General features: G+C 35.9%; 11 protein-coding genes. 4 read left to right on the top strand and 7 right to left on the bottom strand.

What is annotated here, in order from left to right:
• Nucleotides 1–71: 71 nt before the first annotated feature.
• The 7 genes from HQN83_RS02705 to HQN83_RS02675 all read right to left on the bottom strand — a co-directional run bounded on the left by HQN83_RS02705 (nt 72) and on the right by HQN83_RS02675 (nt 11,596).
• The gene (locus tag HQN83_RS02705; RefSeq protein ID WP_173088339.1) at nt 72–1,358 is read right to left on the bottom strand and encodes a 5-methylcytosine restriction system specificity protein McrC; all 1,287 of its coding nucleotides are present in this window, start codon (nt 1,356–1,358) and stop codon (nt 72–74) included.
• Nucleotides 1,359–1,365: 7 nt separating this feature from the next.
• Nucleotides 1,366–3,219, bottom strand: a complete 1,854-nt coding sequence (locus tag HQN83_RS02700) for an AAA family ATPase (protein WP_173088337.1) — start codon at nt 3,217–3,219, stop codon at nt 1,366–1,368.
• A 40-nt stretch (nt 3,220–3,259) separates the two neighbouring features.
• A complete protein-coding gene (locus HQN83_RS02695; RefSeq protein ID WP_173088335.1) occupies nt 3,260–8,116 on the bottom strand; it encodes a DEAD/DEAH box helicase in 4,857 nt (1,618 codons plus the stop codon).
• Between the two features lie 452 nt (nt 8,117–8,568).
• Entirely contained in the window at nt 8,569–8,730 is a 162-nt protein-coding gene (locus tag HQN83_RS02690; protein WP_173088333.1) for a hypothetical protein, read from the bottom strand.
• Between the two features lie 209 nt (nt 8,731–8,939).
• Entirely contained in the window at nt 8,940–9,968 is a 1,029-nt protein-coding gene (locus HQN83_RS02685; protein ID WP_173088331.1) for a nucleoid-associated protein, read from the bottom strand.
• Nucleotides 9,952–10,587, bottom strand: coding sequence for a hypothetical protein (locus HQN83_RS02680; protein WP_173088329.1), 636 nt, complete (start codon nt 10,585–10,587; stop codon nt 9,952–9,954). The genes HQN83_RS02685 and HQN83_RS02680 overlap by 17 nt, the downstream gene beginning before the upstream one ends.
• Nucleotides 10,571–11,596 carry a hypothetical protein gene (locus HQN83_RS02675; protein ID WP_173088327.1) on the bottom strand — a complete coding sequence of 342 codons (1,026 nt, stop codon included), beginning with the start codon at nt 11,594–11,596 and terminating at the stop codon, nt 10,571–10,573. The genes HQN83_RS02680 and HQN83_RS02675 overlap by 17 nt, the downstream gene beginning before the upstream one ends.
• An 866-nt stretch (nt 11,597–12,462) precedes the next feature.
• Between HQN83_RS02675 and HQN83_RS02670 the strand changes: the two genes are divergently transcribed.
• Genes HQN83_RS02670 through HQN83_RS02655 form a run of 4 tightly spaced genes read left to right on the top strand, consistent with a single transcriptional unit; the run spans nt 12,463 to nt 18,471 of the window.
• A complete protein-coding gene (locus HQN83_RS02670; RefSeq protein WP_173088325.1) occupies nt 12,463–14,793 on the top strand; it encodes a sensor histidine kinase in 2,331 nt (776 codons plus the stop codon).
• Nucleotides 14,783–15,865: a hypothetical protein gene (locus HQN83_RS02665; protein ID WP_173088323.1), complete on the top strand. Its 1,083-nt coding sequence runs from the start codon at nt 14,783–14,785 to the stop codon at nt 15,863–15,865. Before HQN83_RS02670 ends, HQN83_RS02665 begins: the two co-directional genes overlap by 11 nt.
• Nucleotides 15,858–16,565, top strand: coding sequence for a hypothetical protein (locus HQN83_RS02660; protein WP_173088321.1), 708 nt, complete (start codon nt 15,858–15,860; stop codon nt 16,563–16,565). The genes HQN83_RS02665 and HQN83_RS02660 overlap by 8 nt, the downstream gene beginning before the upstream one ends.
• Before the next feature lies 1 nt (nt 16,566).
• Nucleotides 16,567–18,471, top strand: a complete 1,905-nt coding sequence (locus tag HQN83_RS02655) for an HsdM family class I SAM-dependent methyltransferase (protein ID WP_173088319.1) — start codon at nt 16,567–16,569, stop codon at nt 18,469–18,471.
• Nucleotides 18,472–18,479: the final 8 nt, after the last annotated feature.

Below are 18,479 nucleotides of genomic sequence, written 5' to 3'. Positions count from 1 at the left end.
TCGAAAGTATTTAAAGGTTCTTTAATCCTCCTGCTAATTGACATTCTGATTATCAAATTTTGCAGACAAAATTAGATCTCTGGCAGTGCAATTCCCAATTTATAAAATCCTACATATTCATCGATTGGGGTGCTATAGAGATCTTCACGTTTTATGTCTTTTTCGCCCTCTTGGCTAGAAAAAATAATCAGGCCATTGATTAGTTCATCTGTAGAGATACTAAGTTTTTTATACACGCTTTTCAATCGCGTATATCCTGCTAGTTGGCGCATATCCTCCAATGAAGGGTTATTGCGCAGATATCTTGGCTTGTATTTGCAATCGACAACCGCTTCAAAGCCTTTTGCTCGGATCAGGACATCTGTTTCTTTACGACCGAGAAAGTGGTCATGATAGGTGATCTCCTTTGGTCCTGAAAATATTGTCTTTAATTTTCCGAAAACATAAAGTTCAAAAAGTTTACTCATATCGACCCAGAAAGGTGGCGTCATAGAAGATGATTCACTGAGCTTATTGATATTGTAAGAAAATCTTTTAAGAACAAATTTTCCTATACGGACCGCCTCTACATAATCTTTGAAAAACACATTATTTTTGACCCTCAGCTCAGCTCTCTTATCTTGCAGCTCATCGACATTGGCAAATGCAGGCGCACAATAGTCAATTATTTCGTTTAGCTGACGTTTTTGAGGTTTGGAAAAAAAGCTGTCCGATATATGCAGATATTTTTCAACAAATGAAAGAACGGTCTTTAGAAACTGATTTTCAGGAAAATTGAAACCAAATTCCTGATATTGGCAGATAGTACTCGTGTGTCTATTTTGGAGTAAATTTTTTTTGATCTGTTGGCCTACCAATATTTTGCCTCTAATCTTGCTATTTAAGCTTTCTGTTACGGTGTAATAGGATTTTTTCAGACCCATTCTGACAATGCCTTTCAACAACTTAAGGAACTGTACGACAAGTATCGGCGATAATATGTCTTTTTGTTGAGGAATGGCAATCCAGGTTTCATCGAAGTTTACATCAAAAAGCCCGTCAAGGTGACTGATATTTTCTGGTGCATCTAAGCTATCGATTAGCATTGACATGAAATTGACCTGGTTTTCATTTTTTACATTGAGCTTGGGCTCGACAAAAAGAGCCACTTTCCCCCTTTCGATCCAGTCGACCCCAATATAATAGCTAGAATTAACGGAAAGAATTCCATGGTTGTGGGTAATCTCAAAACAGAACTTGTCGTCTAATTTACCAAAAGGCTTGCTATAGGTTTCTTTGGAAAAAAATGGAATGAGCTCTTCCCATACAGTAAAAGTATGGCCATTGTAGTGTTCAGAAGCATAAAGTAACTGATGCATAGCTTACTTACAACAGATTTATCTTTTCCACAACATCTTCACCGATGAGTATACCATCCTTAACATACTCCAATAGGATCGGCCTAATCTCATGTTCCAATCTAAGCTGCATACTGCCCCCAATTTGAGACTGGTCGATAAAATAGGAATGTCCAAGCTGGACATCTTTAGTGTCGAATTCGGGAGAAAGGTAGGTTTCGTGGCTAAATAACTCTGCAACCTTGTGATACAATTCATGGTCGAAGCGCTCTCCCATTGAAGCTTTCAAGTCTTTTGGAGGTACATCCAAGAAAGCAAAACGCCTTCTTATCGCATAATCTATATGTCCTACACTTCTATCTGCTGTATTCATGGTCCCGATAATAAAAAGATTGGGCGGCAACACTAATCTATTGTCCCCGTCTTTGGGATAAAGCCCCTCTACAACCTCTCCCCTGTATTCCAAAGCATAGATAAGCTCCCCTAAAACCGATGAAAGGTTCGCTCGATTGATTTCATCGATGATCAAACAGTAGTTGTGTCTGATAGTTTTTTTTGATAGCGCAGGTTTTGCCGGTGTGCTCTTGATGAATTGATCAAATCGCTCTAGCACTGCTAGATAGTAGATGGCTTTATCTTTAGGAAATGGACTGAGCTTGGAAGACCTTTTGATCTTGTCCTTCTCGTCTAGACCCTCATTGTACATGGTCAACAGATCAGAAAACTTCATTCTTAGCCCCGCACTATGATACTCCCATTTGTCGCCTTTGAACCTAAATGCATCATCTTCAATCGAATTGAGATAGATATTCTTATTGAGCACAACTTTTCCATTAGCATCGATCTCCTCTCGCATTTTTTCTACGAAGGAATCAAATCTCTCCTCGGTCATATTCTGTTTTACTGCCAACTCTTCAACGCGCAAACTTCGTTGGAGATTATCATTCGCAATTTGCGCTAATTTTGCTAGAATTTTGTCTTCAACTTCATAGGAAATCAAACCATTCTCTGCCCTTGTTACAATACCACGAACAAAATCTTCGTAGGAAAACGATGGATGGAATTGGATAACCTTCAGCTTTTCCAAAGAAAGCTGTTCGACGCAATAATTGGCTAATGAGACAATGTATGTACCAACGCCCTTCGCATCGTATTTTTTGATCTGGTCGGTTGCTTTAAAGTCCTTTGCACAATTGATGATATCTTCTAAAGAGACTTTATAATTATGCATGCCATTCTTTGGATGGATATAGACACTTTCATTATTTACTTTGGTAATTGTAAATGAATTATACCTTGTGGTGGTTTCAACAACTAAGTCTAGTGTAAGAAGCTGTTGCAAATCTTCAAGGGAAACATTGTCTTTAACGGTTTCGGAAATCAGCGAAATGCCCAGCTGCTTGGCAAGTCTAGTTTTGCCAGTTCCGGGAGGACCCTGGAGGATAATCTGCTTTTTGTACTTGAGTACAGATAAATGTTCTTCGATCTCCATATTTTCTTTGTATTTGCGATATAATTCAAGAGTTGTGCTGATAATTTCGGGCTTGTGAATCTGGCAGATGCCGGTCTGCAAATTATAAGAGAAGCGGTCTCTGGGCACAAGCTCATGCCACACGGACTTGGCAACAAGCACATCATCGTCAAAGGGGACCTCTGATTCTATAAAATCCTCCTCCAATTCTCCGCGAAGACTGGCGGGCGACGCGTCTTCCAATAACTGAGTTATAGCATATACCGTAAAACCTCTAGTGATAATTATGAAATCGCCCTTTTTCGCATGTCCGTCATTGGTATGTCCAAGAGAGATTCTATGCTTTTTGATCATCTCAAAAAAATCCGGAGCACCCTTTCCCCAATTGGCCCCTAGCTTCCAAAACTTCATATTTGGCCACATAAATTAAACATACCCATAATTTTAGTGTTTACTCGAATTTGACCTTCGGTAGTGAATTTACGATATCGACAGTCTGCACCGATACATTTATTATACTTAAAAGCAGGTCTAGAATATAACGGGGATTGCCAACTTCCACAGCCCAGTCATTTGGGTCATTTTTGATGCCACTTTCTTTGTGGGTTGTTATTGCATAGCGTTCCATAATCCACTCAATCGCACTTTTTCCATTGACAACATATTCATAAGCTCTGGTAGGTATATTATTAATGGTAATTTTGCTATTGAAATTAATTGTGCCTTTTTGGTCTTTCTTGGGGAAACGCATTTTCTCAACTTTGTAAAACTCACTTTCACTTCCTATTACTTCTAAATCAGCATAAGCCGGAACAGTCTCGTAATTTAGATGTAAGTCAGCTAACGCTCTGCCTGCCTTAGTAAATTTCCAAAAATCTCTTACATCTTCTACCAATGATAAATGAGGCAACATTTTTTTTAAATCATTTGCAAACTTATGCTTGTACTCTGGATTATGTAAAAAGCCATAGACGTAATAGAATATATCTTCTTTACTTACTGTTTTGCCATAAATCGATTTCGCTCTGTCTAAGATAAAATCACTTACGCCATCCCTTTTTATATATTCGCTATCACCTTTTGAATCAAATAAGCTAGGTGCTTGTTTCTCCCGCTCCTCGTAATAATACAAAGGAAAGCTTTGCCCGTTTTCAACAACGTGCAGAATAGGAACCTTGTCAGAAATTAATGCTGAAAAATCTTTACTTCCACCAATCCCTGTTACACATATTACCAAATTTTTCATTTCATTATTTGGAAAAAGCTTTTTGTTCTGATAAAGCATTGCGTTCAAATCTTTATCAAAATACAAATAACTCTTATAAAAAGGCCGGTATAAGCAGGTAGTTATGCTATCTTCTTTGAACGAGTAATTTTTATTTTTTTCTAAATCTTGTATAAAGTTCCTATTCCAACTGATTTGGGTTGAAGAAGTATCTATAAAAGACTCAGCTGTCAGCTTCAAATTGGTTTTCCTCTTTTCATTAAATAGCTTAGATTGGTCATTGAAAAAAAATATGGTATTATTCACATTTTCGCTCAACTTACTCTTAGAAAAATTGATCACCCAAGCGTCCCTACCTGTTGCTAGCCCTAGTGAATAGGTTAAAAAATATGATGGACTTTTTAAATCAAGTTTTTTTTCGGGTCCGATACCAATGAATGTACTAAATAGATCATTTCGCTGACTTAGCCAGTCCCCATGCTCATTAGGGGTTAGAATCTTCCAATCAATTCCATTGGCTGATTTCGCCTTTTTGATAATTTGGAGTTTTTCGTCTCTACTTAGATAATCGCCAATATCATAATAGTTAATAACTGACTTTTCCGAGTTTACCGAAGGTTTTTTGATTAACAAAGTTATAGATATGGGAGTCCTTGAGCCAGAGCCAAATATTTTACCGCCTTCTTTTCGACTAAGTTCGCCACTCGTTCTTTGATTGCCTCTTAAATTGAACACATAAATAGATGAAAATTCTTCTTCTAAGCTTTTTCTAAACCCATCCATACCATTACCATCTATCCAAGCACCATTTGAGACAAAACAGATAATACCTCCATCTTTATCAAGCCTGTCTGCACTCCATCTAAAAGCTTTTATATATGAATCATATAAGGCCTTTACTGATGTAGCTTTACTATTCTTCGCAAATGTTTTTTCGATTCGACTGTCGAGTTTTAAATATTTTTGATTTTGAGCATTATCATTTGCAGACTTCTGTCCTACAGAATAAGGTGGATTACCAATTATTACTTGTAGCTGTGCTTTTTTCTGTTTAGCTACCCTTTCAGAATTCTGAGGAAACATTTCCTTAAATATTTTGTCTCTATGATCGTTTTCTCCCAATTGGAATGTATCTGTCAAGCAAATCCCATCGAATGAAAGATACTCTTCAAGCTCCATCGCATCATGGAATGCATTTTCAATATTAACTGCAGCGATATAGTAAGCTAAAAGAACAATCTCGTTAGCATGTATCTCACTCTTATATTTTCTTAATAGATCTTTCTTGTCAATTAATCCACTCTGCAAAAGCCGTGTAATAAACGTCCCTGTACCAGTAAATGGATCCAATATGTTTACATTCTCATCTGACAGGCTCCTGCCAAATTCCTTTATCAGTACATCGTTCACCGAATGGATAATAAAATCCACGACCTCAACCGGCGTGTAGACAATTCCCAACTGTTCTACCATTTTGGGAAATGCGGTCTTGAAGAACTTATCATAAAGCTCGATGATGATCCGCTGTTTGCCCTCAGCGTTATCGATGTCGCTTGCGCGCATCTTTACAGATTCATAGAATTTCTGCAGTGTTTCGATATCTTTTTCAACCGCTTGAGCCTCCAAAAGATCCAACATCTTCTGCATAGAAACTGAGATTGGATTGTTCTTCACAAAAGAATAGCCATCGAATAATGCTTCGAATACAGGCTTTGTAATGATATGCTGAGAAAGCATTTCCACGGCCTCCTGTTGGGAAATACTTGGATTGATATTTTTCTGCAGCCCGCCAAGGAAGTTGGCAAAAGCTTCCTGATGAACCTTGTCTTCAAAAATCAGCCTATTAATACGTTCAGCCTGACGTTCTGCGATCTCCGCTACGCTTTTGGCCCACTGTTCCCAATACCTTCGGTCTCCTACTTTATTAACCATCCTTGCAAAAACGACGTTCTGCAACTGCTCGAACTGCATTGCGATCTGATTGTTGATGGCTTCAGAATTTCCTCTTGGCCCATGATCATCGACAATGGATGCATTACCATTTCCATCAAAGGTATATTCGGGTCTTCCAACTAATATCTGGCTGGGCCGACTCTTGTTGAGTTCAATCTTATTGACCGTTGCATTGAAACGGTCATCATGGGCCCGGAGCGCATTGAGCACCGTCCACACTACTTTATACCTGTCATTATTATCTAGGGCGATATCCGCTTCGATATCTGAAGGAACTACGACCGGGATAATGATGTAACCATATTTTTTGTTCGTGCCAGGAGACAACCTCATCACCCTTCCAACAGATTGGACTACATCGACCTGCGAATTCCTAGCGGAAAGGAACATCACTGCATCAAGTGAAGGTACGTCTACTCCTTCGCTCAAGCATCTCACATTGGTCAACACACGACATTCATTGTTATCTGTCTCGGCTTTTAGCCATCCCAAACGTTCATCTCGGTCTGGAGCTGACATTGTTCCATCTACATGCATAGATGAAAGCGAGACCATCTGCTCTCTTTTCTCTCCTGGAAGCGAATCTACGTAGGTATCACTGATACTGTTGTAAGTATCGGTGATCGTTTTCGAAGCAGCAATGCTCTGGCAGAACGCTACTGCCCGTTTCATCGGTTCAGGATCGGTCTCCTTAATAATCCCGTGGTCACCCAAGATCTGCTTGGAAAGTGCGTTGATACAGCCGATCAATTTAGAAGTATCATCGGTACTGATCTCGTTACTATCCCCCTGCAGCATTTTCTGTACCGCTGGCGGAACGTCTTGCTCACTTAAGGTGAGAATCAATACCTTATAATCGGTCAAAAGGCCCTTGTTCACTGCCTCTCCAAATCCAATACGGTAGATCTCTTCCCCATAAAGCTCGGGATCATCCATGCTGCAGAGCACTGCATCGGCCTGAGCAGCCTTGCTTTTGGAATCGTCATTATATAATCGTGGCGTAGCGGTCATATACAACCGCTTTTTACCTTTGATAAACTCATTGTTATGAACCTTGGTAAAGGCCGATTCGTCTTCTCCGGCAAGGGAAACACCCGTTGTTCGGTGGGCCTCATCGCAGATAATCAGGTCAAACTCCTTAAATCCATTCTCTAAGAGTTCGGTCTGCGCCCTGGCGATCACCTCGATTGACTGATACGTAGAAAATACCACAGTCATGCCAGGATTTCCCCGCTCCTTTATATTTTCGAACTGGCGAAGGATATCCTGTGGATTGGTTGAAGCTGGTAATGCCAGATCGACGACACTTGCGCCATCATTGTCCTGGTTCTTGTTCTTCTGCCTAGTAATCTCCGGATCCGAACAGATGCAAATCGCATTGATTGGTTCGAGTGCAAAAGTTGACCATTCCCTCAAAGTCTGCCCTAACAGGGCAATCGACGGAACAAGGAACAGAATCAGGCCTTTTCCACCCGTTTGGTTTTCTGCAATGCGCAAGGAATTGAAAGTTTTACCCGTTCCGCAGGCCATGATCAGTTTACCACGGTCAGCGGTCTTGAAATGTGCAATGGTATTGTTCAATGCAGTGCGCTGATGGGTCTTTAGTTCCCTTGTGGTATTGCGGGCCTGTTCTCCGTGGACACCGCTATCCAGCTTCTCCCATTCTACCGGTGCATCCTGTAGATTATACAGGTTGATCCTGGTTACTTGCGGGTTCTGACCACGGATGGCCTCTTCTGCGTTTGGTCCCCAATGGTTGCTTGTTGAAATCCAAAGCCTATGTGAGAATCTCACGGTTTTAAGCTCTTCGTTCTTGAATTCGCGGCTTGAAGTAGAAAGAAATGAATCTACTGCAGGTTTATCAATTCTAGAACTCTCTTGGAAACATTTACATTGTATTGCCCAATAGTCACCATCAAAAGTCTTGGCAACAAGATCGATGCCTGTATCTCCACCTCCAAGATCATTTTTACCATGGAACTCAGTCCACAGCCAGACGTTTTTGAACTTGTTAGTATATTGGGGATCGGTAAGCAGATAAGCCTGCATCAACCGCTCAAAGCGGTCGCCTTTATCCCTTTGGGAAAATGAAATCTTGCGGTATTTTTCTAAGACGGAATTGAAACTCATTTAAATCTGGATTATTTGGAGCGTTTGTCAGCCTGTAAACAAGCAGGTTAGATTTTTACACTTTTTGCTATGGCCGACGTGCTAAAATAGTAATAATTTATTAGCGGAAAGCCAATGTCTACAAATTGAGCATATTTACAGAATATCCGTTTAAATGGATGCTCACAAATTCAAATACTGTAGGGCCGAATTCCCCAGGAAGACCCCTTAAGAAATACTACAACGATAAAGATTATCATCATTTCACAGTAGCTTATAGATGCAAGAAGAGTTCCTGGCTGGAGAAAAAGGCACCAGCCAAATTGTCTGCTACCTCGTTTTTTCTTAAAATTAGCAGACACCTTTCTGGTAAACACATCCACTTTCACTTCTGAATAAATACCTGCATCATACTGCAATTTCTGCCAACAGGATAATTCCGAAGTACTCAGTACCTTGTTCAAACTATTGTCTTAGATCGTCTCCTCAAGTCCCACTGGAGTCCCCTCTCCTTTCTTCAGTTCAATCACAATCCATTTGTTTAAATCCTCTACCATTGTTGCCTTGCTGGGGTAATAGCTCATTAGTGTTCTTGATGTAGTTTGTCCGATCGTAGCAAATTGTTGTTCCAACATTGTACGTTTTCCTGCCAAATCAACACTGGCAAAGGATCAATTATGAAGAGTCTTTGCGATCCTCATTGGGATTAAATAACCAGAACCGAATAAAATAAATAACCAAGTCATCAATGTAGAAAAAATTGTTAAGATAATTTTAAAAGGGCAATTGTGTAAACGTTCGATCACCCACCTTTTTGTATTCGATCGCTGCTACGCTAGATAGATTAAATTTCTTGATGATAATATACTTTGTAAAAGTTCATATGTTTTTCTTCATCAAACCCATTTTCAATTAATTCCTTATTCCCATGTATGTAGATATGGAAATTTTTATCAAGTTTGAGGACACTTTTATAGGCTCTAGCTTGCTTCTTTACTGCTGCCTCAGAAATATCAAAGGTATCTGGTATCGGGGTGTCTAAAGCATCATCAAAATTCTTTTTATACTTTTTGAAAGATTCAATACCTTCATTACTTGAAATAACTTTCTTGGAGAATTCATCAATATCAAAACTATCTTGCTCCTTGAAATAAGCTATAGATTTATTCAATAGATCTATTTGATCAGATCTATTGATATCAAATTCCTGAGGAATCTGCTCAGTTATAAAACTCTTTGCTAATACTAAAAGATCCGTTGTATTATTAACAAAATCAGCCTTCGGTCTATTCCCTATAAATTGATTCTGCCAGTAGTCTGTTTCAGTTGTACTGTTATCTATTAAAAGTAATGTATATGGCTCGTCAGTAAAAATAATTAGACAAGCCTTTTCTGGTTTCTTCGGACCAACCCCTTTTCGAAGGGAATAAGATAGATCAGTTGAAGTCAGATTAGTTTCTAAAAACGGTTGTTTATCCTCAAATTTGTATATCCCCAATCCTTCGTAAAATTGGCCATTCAATTTTATATCTTCAAATTTTGCAACAAATAGATCGCCGTCTTTAATCTTTGAGTCGTTGCTAACAGACATTAAATGCTGAAATATTTGTTTTGAGAGTTCGATGAAATTTCCATTACCATAAATCTCTTTTGACAAACCAAATAAAACATTATAGCTGATATTAATAGTATGGTGGAATTCCTGAGAGGAGACATTGTTGGTGAATGGCTTCAGAAACATGTTTTTAAAAACATCAGCCAACGCCTCGTCACTTAGATCACACACCTGATCACTAGTTCTAGCTTGACTTTCAATATAACTTACTCTATGTAGTATAACTCTTTTTAAAAAGGCCTCATCTATTTCTATCATTTCTGTCAATTTTAGTAACCATGTATTGAACCATGCTGCTAACTATGAATAATGTGTTGAAAATTATTCCAAAGAGCCAGTACAGCACTAAAAACTTTTGTATTTGGATTAAACTTGCAAAAATAAAAAGCACGATATGAGATGCCCCAATATTACTGAAACGAAAGTCCAGCTTGCTAATATCTAAAGCCATCTCTTCCTTAAAGAGCGCACTAACCGTTATCAAAACTAAAGCAAAGATACTTTGGACAATAGTATAACTTGTAATGTATGCAAACTTTTTAGAGTAGTTATAAGCTTGCATTTCCCATAGTTTGTCTCTGGAATTTGCCTGCTCTAGATTGCTATTTGCTTCGTAAAACTTGTCAAAGCTAAAGATTAGTGCCGTTATAAACAAACCTACAAAGATAGAAAGTACAGATGATGCGAATGAAACGAAGTCACTGCTAAATCCCGTCTTTAGCAACCAGGTGATTATTAAGGATAACAAAGCTCTAAGTATACGCACGAGGTATTTAGCACGAAAAGTATTATCTATATTCCCGTTGATGTCAGTACGTTCAAAAGAATTTGCTTTTCCTCTGAGAATTTTTAAATATTTACTAAGCTCTGGTAGCATTTAAATCTGGCCTTATTTCTGGCAATATCTCATCTTTAAAAATAGTTTCACAGTATTGCTTCAGTTCGTCAAAGTCAGGTGTTCCGTCAGCATTTTCATTTGTGATTCTGTTTTTCAAATATACCACAGGAATAAATTCATTGTCTTTCGTATTCCATTCAAAAGATTTCTGGGAAGTTCCAATAGCGCTTCCCAGAACTAGCGTTGTTCTGTCAAATTCATTAAGTGCCCTTTCATTTGATCGACTTCCGAATACCTTAGTCGATAATTTACTAAGAAATGCCTTAGCTGAATTTCCTGAGATTGTTTTGTTTTTAGGAATCGCTTCGATACGTATATCATACTCTTGCATTAGATTGGATATCCCATCCGTAGTGTGTACGGTATCTACAAATGTAGACTTAAATGTCATGCTTTTTAGTACAGCACCATTTTTGAATTCATCTTGAAAAGATTTTGGACAAAATGATTCTGCCACCGGCTTGCGATACTTAGTAGACCTAAAGAGATTGACTATATAATTTCTAAAAATAGAGGTGATACTTTCATCCTTACTATTTGAATGAATCATAAAAAAACCTTCGTTATGATCCGGCGGCAAGTATGCGAAAAAATAAAAGTACATGAGGACGGCTTTATTTATCCCTAATGTCGTACTATCATCTTCATCATCATTATTAGAAATAATTCGTTCTCTACCATATGGGCCTCCATTTATCACTCCAGAAATTATTGAGTCAGCGCTATTGAAACTTGGGCCTTTATCAATATACTTATTTATACTTCTCTTTTTCTCTAAGCCGATTTTCTTTTTGAGATTTTCATCCTTGGCATAATCGCTTTTTAAGGACTGTATAAAATGCGTAAAGCAAGCCTTTGTGACTTTTTCATCGCTTGGATTTCTTCCTGCTCTGAGTTCATCAATCGCGAAATCCCTAAAAGTCTTAAATTCTTGGTCCTTATGATTAAGCTTGAACCTATAGAACTCTAGTTTTGCATTTGTAGCCATTCGTTAATAAATTATCTGTTAAAGTTGCTAATACGTTTATACAGACAAGAAACTAACAGCACAGAGCTATCACAATAAAATTAAGTGAGGTTTTGAGCGTTAATAATTTCGAAAGATTGGTCTCGTTTTCAATACTTTACCAAGCTTTACTTATTGCACTCCCTAAAGTGCAAGCCATACAAATTATATTAGGTTAATTCAAATATTAATAAAATACTTTGAAAAACAAAGGTTAACTCAAAATAGTTACAAATCAACTAAAAGACAACAAAAAATGACGCTTAATAAATAATAAAAATGGATTAAGAAAACGGGTCTCACTTAGTAGTTAATGTTGCTTTGAGAGCTACTCCTTAACCAAAGGTATCATCATATAGGCTTTTTTATGTTCTTCTTGCTTTACAACCCCCTTTTGGAAATAATCCGTAAATCAAAAGTCTGTATTCAGATTAAAAAGTTGGCAAGATTCTTTATCGGCTTAATACTAATATTTGGCCAAAATCAAATAGAATTACTAGCTCGATGACGGCCATCTAAAAATAGTTGCAAAGTTTAAATCTTGATATATTAAAGGTAATTCTTTTATTTATATAAACTTATCTGAACAGAGAATGAATTTATTGCAATCACAGCCAAATCATATTTATGCATTTTCATAGTATTATAGTACATTTACAGACAGGTATAACAGATTAGTTATTTTTAGGCTCTTAACCAACTACAAAAATTCTAACTCTACGTGGCATTCATGTAGTATTCTCTATTATTAGAGTAGGAAATAAAACTTTGGTAAGTATTCAAATAAAATAGTATTTTGACTGTAATGCTTTTTCTTAATTTAAAGGATAAAATTAACCAATGTAGTTATGAATGAAGAAGAAATTAGGAAGGAATTGACTGATACGCTTACTAATGATTCTGATAATTACAGTAAAATATTAAGACTATCAACTGCATTAGCAGGATTCGACCTAGAGAACGTTCGCTTTAGTGTAGACGCTGGCGTAATAGACAGATTAGGAACTGAATTAGTAGCTAGACAGGAAACAGCTGTTTCTGAGTTGGTTAAGAATTCCTACGACGCAGATGCAAGAAATGTTTCTTTAATCTTTAAAAATTCTGACTTGATCGGTGGAACTTTAGTTATTAATGACGACGGGATTGGAATGAATCGTGAACAACTCGTAAACGGTTTCATGCGAATTTCGTCAACGGATAAACTTCATAATCCATTGTCTGAACGTTTCAAACGAAAGAGATCTGGTCAGAAGGGTATTGGCCGATTTGCGGTACAACGACTTGGTGAAAGGCTGACGATTATAACACAAACCCTAAATTCTCCAAAAGCGTTAAAATTGATAATTGAATGGGAAAGATATAAAGGAGATATCGATTTAGTTAATATAGCAAATTCAATAGTTGAAATAGAAAAAGAAAAAGAAGAAGGAACGACTTTAATAATTGACAACCTTAGAGATCGTTGGTCGCAAGCAGCCATTAAGCGAATTTATAGATATGTTAGCGCTATAATTCAACCGTTTCCTCTTTCAACAATCACAAAAGAATCTGCTAGTCAAAAACAGCCTGCTGACTGTGAAATAAATGACCCCGGTTTTAAATCAATTTTTAAGAAAATTGAGGAAAATAATAAGGTGGTAACTATTGCGGACGAGACGAGTATGATTTATGATCATGCGCTCGCAACTATTGATGGCTGGATTGATGATAGTGGTTTGGGTATCTATTCGATTGAAAGCCAAAAATTGGATATTAATGAAGTCGGGCAAATTGGAAGTGATCCAGATGACAATACAGTCCCGTTTAGCCAATTAAAACATGTTAGATTTCGAGCCTACTATTATGTTTATAATTTAGACCTAATACCTAAGATGCATGAAACAACAATCAAAAGTCTTTCAAGAAAAATGGGTGGTATTAGATTGTACAGAAATGGATTTCGAGTACTACCATATGGGGAAACAGGGAATGATTGGCTGAAGCTTGATGCTTCAATAGTTAAGAGATCTATTCTACCTGTCCATGGCAATAATAACTTCTTTGGTTTTGTCGAATTAACTGATACTGAAAAGGTTTTTAATGAAACATCCAGTCGAGAAGGCTTAATGGAAAACGAAGCTTTTATTCAGTTGCAAAACTTTATTTACAGAACATTACTTACTGGTGTTATTCGGACAGCAGAAGAAAGAAATGTAAAGATTGCCTCGGGTCAAAGAAAAGACGGTAAACTTTATGAAAAAATAGAAATACGTATCAAAGACATTGCCCATACATTAGAAGCCTTAGATCGAGAATTGGAAAAAGAAGAAGGCAATATTGAAGTTAAGAAAAGACGTAAGAAAAAAATAGATAAATTAAAAAAGGACATTCAACAAGTCGCAGAACTTCAAAAAGAGGAACAGAAGACGTTTCTTAAAGAAAAATCTATGTTAAGAGTCTTGGGTAGTGTGGGATTAACAATAGGTCAATTTATACATGAAGTCAAAGATTATATAATTAACATGGAATCTGATATTACTTTTTTGTTAGAAAAATTAAAATCTGATGATGTTATCATGAGACGTCTATTAATTCTTGACAAAAACGTTACGACATTCCAGTCTTACACTTCATATTTTGATAAAGTGATATCCCAGAACGTTGTAAGAGATTTGGTACCTATCGAGTTACAAAATGCTATTGAAAAGTTTTGGGTTTCAATTAAAAATGATGCTCAAAAAAGTGGGATCGTATTCAATGAACCAAAGAGGCAATCAGTATACCTCTACACCTTGCCAATGCACCCATCAGAATGGTCTTCTATTCTGTTTAATTTTTATACTAATTCAAAGAAAGCAATCCGAAGAACCAAGTCTACAGGTGAAATAAGTATTGAGTGTGGTTTCCATGAGAATTTAATTTACCTTGAATTTTCTGACACTGGTGATGGTATTTCAGAAGAGAATGAAGAAAAAATTTTCGAAGAATTCTTTACCACAACCTCGCCAAACATTTTAGACGAGATAGATACAAGTAATGAAATAACCGGAACTGGGCTAGGTTTGAAAATTGTAAAAGATATTGTTTCGAGTTATAGAGGGAATATTCAAGTCGTCTCTCCTAAACACAATTTTAATACATGCTTGAGAATAGAAATTCCCAAGGCAACTGATAAAGAATTAGATAAATATGGCTTATAAAATACTATACATAGAAGATCAGGCAACTGAAAGTAGGGAGAGTGATTTAGCGAATTTAGGGTTTGATGTATGTACTTTTGACCCTTCTTCAGATATAAGTGAGATCTTACAACAAATACAAACTGATACTAATGCTCTAATACTAGATTATAGATTAACAGCAGGGAAAAAATATGCATGCTTTGATGCCCCTACAATTGCTCAAACATTAAGATCAAAACATTCACATGACGCAAATAAAAAAACAGAGATTCCAATTATATTAATGTCGAATGAGGAAATTATAACAGATTATTACAACGACTTCTCGAGTCAAGACCTATTCGATTTTACACTGACTAAGAAGGCTTTTACAGATAATCAACCAAAATTTGCTCATAAATTGAAGTCATTTATTTGTGGGTACAAAAAAATAAAAGCAGATAATTTCGATATCATTAAAATTTTAGGACTTCAGGATGAGGATGAAGAATTAATACATCCAAATATTAAGGTAAAACTATATCAGTACAACGAAAATATTTTTGAGTACAGTAGCCTTATTTTTGATGATATTATTCGTTCTATTGGAATGGTAATTGGAGAAGATCTCTTATCTGCAAGATTGGGAATATCAAAGAAATCAGAAGATTGGGAAAAAGTAAAAGAAAGTCTATCTACTACGAAATATACCGGAATACTCTCGGAAGTCTATCCAAGATGGTGGATGGTTAAAATCAATAAATGGTGGGAGGAAGTTGTAAATTCAAAGATTCCTTTGAGACGTTTAGATGCAGATGAAAGAGTCGAAGTAATAAAGCAGGGTCTTTCATTGAGTAATCTTGAACCTGTAGAAAAAACTAAGTACTCTGAAAGTACAAATTTCTGGACGATTTGCAAACATTCAAATGCTCCAATTGATCCTTTTGATGGAATTGAGTTATTTAAAAAGGACTATTATCCATGGCAAGAGAAAGAATTTATTTCAATTGATTCTGCATTAAATAATATGGATCAATATAAAGAAATTATAAGCCCCATTGACGTAAAGGCTATTCGTGAATTAGCAAGAAAGGTTAACGCAAATGGATAATTGGGAGTTAAGAAAATTTAGGATAGACCTTTCGATGTTTATGGACATTATAAAGGACAAAGGAGTAACTGGAGATTTCTCCGAACTAACTAATCTGCTTAGTAGCTTAAATACTAAATCTTTGATTGAATACAAATTTGAGAATTTATGTTTTCATATTAACGGTCGCATTGTTGGAACTGAACCAGATGATTTAAATTATTGCCAAATCTATTTTGATAATATGTTAAAAGTTAAAGATCCATTTGATCATGATACGGATCCCTTACATATGTATTCTTTCGACATTAATATCCAAGTGTTTAAAAGCAAAACATCGACTAAAAAGGCATACTTCAACAGTTGGCATTTAGACAGACATCCAAATACCCAAAATGTTAAGTATACGCATCCAACATATCACTTTCAATTTGGCGGTAAGAAAATGGAATATATTGACCCGGACATGTCGGTCTTATCTTGCCCAAGAATCCCCCATCCTCCGATGGATTTGTTTTTAGGATTTCATTTTATTCTTTCTAACTTTTTCAATAACAAACAGTTTCCATTTGTAAATGCGGTACTTAACGACTCAGATTACCAAAAGATAATAAAACGGGCGCAAAACAGACTTTGGAAACCTTATTTTAATGCATTTGATTCATCAAATACTAATACAGATTTCACGATCCCCAAAATTTTCCCGCTGTATTTAAACTAAAATGAATCAAAACGTACTAAAATTTTTAAAAGAATATTCATACGATACTTGGGATATAAATCGCCTTATTGTTTCGTCCTTTCTAGTAATTAATAGAATAGATTCAATAAATAATCTATTTATTAAAGACTTTATTATTGCCAAAACCGATGATGCTGAATTTGATTATCTAATAAAATTTATTAACCTTTTTGAGGACGCTAAGTTTGGTATCGAAGAGCTAATTGAATTTTTTGAGTTCGTCATATCTCCTGTGGATAAAGAAGTAAATGGAGCTGTCTTTACACCCGAGTATATTAGAGAATTTATAGTAAAGAGAACAACCGAAAAAATTAACGATAATTCTGACAACTATAATATCTCGAATTTAAGGTTCGGGGATATAGCATGCGGATGTGGCGGGTTCTTTAAAACTATTACTGAAACTTTAAGAACGAAAACAAATAAGAGCTACTATGATATTTATGCTCAAAATATATATGGCCTAGATATTCAGGAATATAGTATTGTAAGAACAAAGATACTTCTTTCATTATTAGCTATTTTGAATAATGAAGATTGTCTACAATTTAACTTTAATTTGTATTGTGGTAATGCTCTTGATTTTGATTGGGACACTATAGAAAGTATAAGGGGAAACGGAGGCTTTGATGTTATAGTAGGAAATCCGCCTTATGTTGGAGTGACTAAAATAGATCCTGAAACAAAGCTTCTGTTAAAGAACTGGAAGGTGTCTTCAACTGGTAAGCCAGATTTATATATTCCATTCTTCCAAATTGGAATGGAAAATTTATGTAATACAGGAATTTTAGGCTTTATAACTGTTAATACATTCTACAAGAGCTTAAATGGGAGATCAGTTAGAAACTACTTTTCTACCAATGAATTTGATTTATCTATTGTAGATTTTGGAGGAGAGCAACTATTTAAGAACAGGTCTACTTATACCTGTATTTGTTTAATTGGCAAGGTGAAAAGTTCTAATGTGAAGTACGTCAAAGCTACAAGTAAAGCGATCAATAGTATTACTCAGAACAACTTTGTAGAAATACCATATTCAGATTTAGACGATTTCAACGGTTGGTATCTGATAAATGACAAACTCCAGAAAATTATAGCAAAAATAGAGAATATAGGAACTTCTCTAGGGGAAAAATACATTATAAGAAATGGCTTTGCTACTTTGAAAAACAATGTATATCTTTTTAATCCAATCAAAGAAAATGAAGATTTTTATTTTTTCCTGAAGGAAGGAGTAGAATTCAAGATTGAAAAGAAGATATGCAGGGATGCTATAAAACCAAACACATTAAAATCAGAAGAAGAATTACCGTCGAAATTGGAGAAACTTATTTTTCCTTATATAATAGAAAAAAGTCAAAATGATTTATTTGGAAAAGAACAAAATAGCTTAATAATAATATCTCCCGAAGATCTTGAATTAAACTATCCATGTGCATTTACTTATTTATCAACCCAAAGGGAAATTCTATCTGGTAGAGATAAAGGAATGGGAGAATATGACCAGTGGTATGCATTTGGTAGAAATCAAGCACTAACACTTAGTGGCTACAAATTGTTATTTCCTTACATAAGTGATAAGCCTAATTTTGTTTTTACGAAAGATAAAGACTTGCTTTTTTATAATGGATATGCTATTTTATCTGAATCTGTAGATGATTTACTCTTGCTTAAAAAGATCTTGATGTCAAAGATATTTTGGTTTTATATAAAAAATACGAGTAAACCATATTCGGGTAACTTTTTTTCCATAGCAAAAAATTATATCAAGAATTTCGGATTATGTGAATTTACAGATGCCGATAGATTATTTCTGACTCAATCGACCAACCAGAACGATATAGACAATTTCTTGGGGAAGAAATATGGAATAGATGTTCTTTGATACTTATT

This window comes from Pedobacter foliorum, from assembly GCF_013266735.1.
GTDB classification, from domain to species: Bacteria; Bacteroidota; Bacteroidia; order Sphingobacteriales; family Sphingobacteriaceae; genus Pedobacter; species Pedobacter foliorum.
The sequence above is the reverse complement of the archived record's forward strand: the minus strand, read 5'-3'. Positions and strand labels throughout refer to the sequence as shown.